Source organism: Sphingorhabdus sp. (genome assembly GCF_044357595.1).
In the GTDB taxonomy this organism is placed as follows: domain Bacteria; phylum Pseudomonadota; class Alphaproteobacteria; order Sphingomonadales; family Sphingomonadaceae; genus Sphingorhabdus_B.
The window spans coordinates 1-3,980 of record NZ_JBIKPH010000172.1 but is presented as its reverse complement, the minus strand read 5'-3'; the positions used below and the strand labels follow the sequence as shown (position 1 = coordinate 3,980).

Below are 3,980 nucleotides of genomic sequence, written 5' to 3'. Positions count from 1 at the left end.
CGGGCGTTTTTAAGCTCGGGGAACAGCCCCGCCCAAATGGCTGTAACAAATATGGCACCGAAGCCGCCAAATACAACCGCGCCGACAGGACCAAGCACGGCTGCGGCCAATCCTGATTGAAGTTCACCCAATTCGTTGGAGGCGGAAATGGCGAGACCGGACACCGAACTGACCCGTCCGCGCATGTCGTCGGGGGTATTCAACTGCACTAAGGATGAGCGGACATAGACAGATAACATGTCCGACGCGCCAAGCACTACCAGCATTACCAAAGCCACAGCCATGCCAGCGCCCATGTTGAGGAAACCAATGCGCGCATCGCCAAACACATGGTTGCCGATTTCGTGGCTAAGGCCGAAGCCAATTGTAGCAAGGCCGAACACCACAACTGCCCAGAGCATCTTGGCTCCAACATTGTGGCGGAGCGGCCGGAAGGTAAGCATCAAAGCGACGACCGAAGCGCCAACGGCTGGTGCGGCCCGCAACTGTCCAAGGCCATCAGGCCCCACCATCAATATGTCGCGCGCATAGACAGGGAGCATTGCGGTTGCCCCTGCGAGCAATACTGCAAACAGGTCAAGCGTGATTGCGCCCAGCAAAAAGCGTTCCGACCATGTGTAGCGCATACCGTCGACCATTTGGCGGACCGGGTGGATCTTTTTTTCCATTGGCGGCGGATATACTGGCCGCACCAAGCTGAGGCTAATGGACGCCATAAGCATAAGCGCAGCCGACGCCCAATACGGTAGCGACGGGCTTGCCGCGAACATTAAGCCGCCTGCCGCAGGGCCAATGACCGATCCTATCTGCCAAGCGATGGAGCTTAGGGCAATCGCGCGGGGCAGCGATGCTGGCGGCACGATATTTGGGCCAATTGCCGACATCGATGGCCCGACAAATACACGCGCTACGCCATGTAATGTGGCAAATAAAAACAGCAGGGGTAGGGTAATGCCGTCGATATAGGTGAACCAACCCAGAGCAAGCGCAACCAGCATGTCGATGCTGTTGGCAAGCCGCGCTACGGTGCGGCGTTCCCAGCGGTCGGCGGCCCATCCTGCAACAGGCGTCAACAGTGCCAATGGCACGAACTGCACAAAGCCAAGCAGACCAAGCTGTAGCGATGCCTCCCGAATAGACATACCATAATCGCTGCGTGCAATGTCATAGGCCTGATAACCGATAACAACGACCATCCCCATCGTCGCAAGCACCGCCATAAAACGCGCCATCCAATAAAAGCGGAAGTCGGCGATTTTAAGCGGATGTATTTCTGGGGTATTGTCGGACATGACCTAAGGCCTATCGGCTTGCGCACTCAAGCGCAATGCAGGGACGTGCATTCAATGAAAAAGATGACTGTCATTTTAGGTGATCATCAGCCTGCATCTTCTGGTACGATAGTCGGGCTGTGGTAAATCAACCGCGCGTTCTAAGTCCCGCCGTACCGCTGGATATCCGTGCCTGGATCACCGACGACCACAACGCAATCAGAGGGCGCTGGTCGAATAGGGGCATTATGTCTGTCATTTAGTATCCACCCATCGGTAATGCGGGATTGATGACGAAGTTTTCAGGGTCCTGCGACCTTGGTTCCTCACCATTGAGAAACGCCATCATGTCGGAGATGAGCCGATCGCGGTCGGTTTCGAATATGCCTTGCGGTGAGCCAGTATATTCAACAAGGCGGACGTCTTTAATCAGCGCAGCCGCCATGCGTGCGGTGGGATCGATGGGCACAGTCGAATCTGCCGTGCCGTGGATAATCAAAGTCGGCACCTTAAACGCTGGCAGGTCCTTGCGGAAATCCGTCGATGAGAATGCCTCTGCCGCTTTTAGCGTAGGACGAAGCCCCGCTTGCATGGTCATATTCCATGCCCAATCCAAAGTTGCACTGCTGACCGGCCTTGTCAGCCAACCGACACCGAAAAAGTCGTGTAGAAATGTCCGCATGAATGCCGGCCGGTCAGCGATCATGTCCTGAGTCACCTGTTCGAATGCCTCTTGCGGCACGCCGCCGGGATTGTCTTCTGCCTGCAACAGATAAGGGACCACGGAGGACACCAATATCGCGCGGACAACGCCTGCGCCATCATAACGCGACATGTACCGCGCCACTTCACCGCCACCCATGGAAAATCCAATTAAAGTGACATTTTCGGCAGCATCAGTTGCCTTCATGACGTCAGCGAGGTCATCCGTCAGGCTGTCATAATCATAGCCGTCCCATGCCTGTTCCGACCGGCCAAAGCCGCGCCTGTCGTAAGAGATCACGCGGTGCCCTGCATTCGCGAGCGCCTCGGCTATTGGGTCCCAGCTATCGGAGGAAAGCGGCCAACCGTGGATCAGGATAACCGGATTGCCTTTGCCCCAATCCTTCACATAAAGCCACGTGCCGTCGCGGGTTTCGATCATGGGCATGTTGCCGTCTCCTATGGTATGAAATCTTCATAGGAAACACTTCCAAAGCGCGAACGTTCCGTCAGCCTAAGCTCACGAAGCTGTCCATTACGCGCTTGCGCCCGGCTTGCTCAAAGTCGATCTCCAGCTTGTTGCCCTCAATCAACGCAATCGCGCCATAGCCGAATTTTTCATGGAAGACGCGAAGACCAATGCTGAGGTCACTTCGACCCTCGTTGCCAAGGCTGACGGCGCTGCGGGTGTTTTCGGCAATGCGCTGGGGGCGTGGGTTGAAGCCTCCCGATGTTGCGGCCCTTTGCCAACCGGGGCCACGCGCGTTGCTCCGGCCTTGGTTGGCGGCTGCCAAATGCGCGAACGGGTCGGATTGCTCGCTCCAGTTTGCACGCCATAATGATGCGCCACCTGTCATGCTCTGTTCTGCCTCAATATGGTCAAGCGGCAGTTCTTCAATGAAGCGGCTCGGGATACTGCTTGTCCATTGGCCATAAATCCGGCGGTTGGCGGCATGGATGATAGTGCATTTGCGTTTGGCGCGGGTTATTGCGACATAAGCGAGGCGGCGCTCTTCCTCCAACGAGGCAAGGCCGCCTTCATCCAATGCGCGCTGCGACGGGAAAATGCCTTCCTCCCATCCGACTAAGAAGACATTATCATATTCGAGGCCCTTGGCGGCGTGAATGGTCATGATCGTTACGCTTGCGCCCGTGTCGCCGCGGTCATTATCCATGACGAGGCTGACATGCTCCAAAAACTCGCCCAAAGTTTCATATTCTTCCATCGCGCGGGCAAGTTCGCTCAGGTTTTCAAGGCGGCCCGATGCCTCAACGCTGCGTTCAGATTGCAAGACGGCGGTGTAGCCGCTTTCATCCAATATCAGGCGTGTCAGATTGGCAGGCGACATCGTTGCGGCCTCATCACGCCAGCGGGCAATATCGACGACCAGATCCGCCAACGACTTGCGTGCCTTGCCCGTAAGTTCATCCGTCCCAACAAGACGCGCCGCAGCTACCGACAATGGCGCACGTTCTGCGCGCGCAATAATGTGGATTTTCTCCACCGCCTTGTCGCCAATGCCGCGCTTGGGCACGTTTACGATCCGTTCAAATGCAAGGTCATCCGCAGGCTGATTGACGATACGCAAATAAGCGATGGCGTCGCGAATTTCGGCGCGCTCGTAAAACCGAAAGCCACCAACTATCCGGTAGTTAACGCCGATTTGTATGAAGCGGTCTTCAAATTCACGCGTCTGATGCTGCGCGCGCACGAGGATGGCGATGCTGTCGAGGGTTTCGCCCTTATACTGCACAGCCTCGATTTCCTCACCGACGCGGCGGGCCTCTTCGGGGCCGTCCCATACGCCGATGATACGAACCTTTTCGCCATCGTCCAGCTCAGTCCACAATGTCTTGCCCAACCGCGCGCTGTTGGCATTAATCAGCCCTGATGCTGCGGCAAGAATATGCGGTGTACTGCGATAATTCTGCTCAAGCTTAATCGTCTTTGCGCCCGGGAAATCCTTTTCAAAGCGAAGGATGTTTGCAACCTCCGCTCCGCGCCAT

General features: G+C 56.4%; 3 protein-coding genes. All 3 read right to left on the bottom strand.

Translation table 11 applies throughout. The annotated features are described in order from the left end of the window. Positions 1 to 1,292: MFS transporter (locus ACIQ2T_RS12305; RefSeq protein ID WP_397591066.1), on the bottom strand; the 1,292-nt coding region annotated here is incomplete at its 3' end. 238 nt (positions 1,293 to 1,530) lie between these two features. Then, positions 1,531 to 2,421 carry an alpha/beta fold hydrolase gene (locus ACIQ2T_RS12300; protein WP_397591065.1) on the bottom strand — a complete coding sequence of 297 codons (891 nt, stop codon included), beginning with the start codon at positions 2,419 to 2,421 and terminating at the stop codon, positions 1,531 to 1,533. Positions 2,422 to 2,482: 61 nt separating this feature from the next. Further along, a partial coding sequence (locus ACIQ2T_RS12295; protein WP_397591064.1) for an ATP-dependent helicase occupies positions 2,483 to 3,980 on the bottom strand: 1,498 nt, incomplete at its 5' end.

What these genes read in the sequence shown, in the direction of transcription:
- ACIQ2T_RS12300 (WP_397591065.1), bottom strand. Translation starts at nt 2,421, where the DNA reads ATGCCCATGATCGAAACCCGCGACGGCACGTGGCTTTATGTGAAGGAT.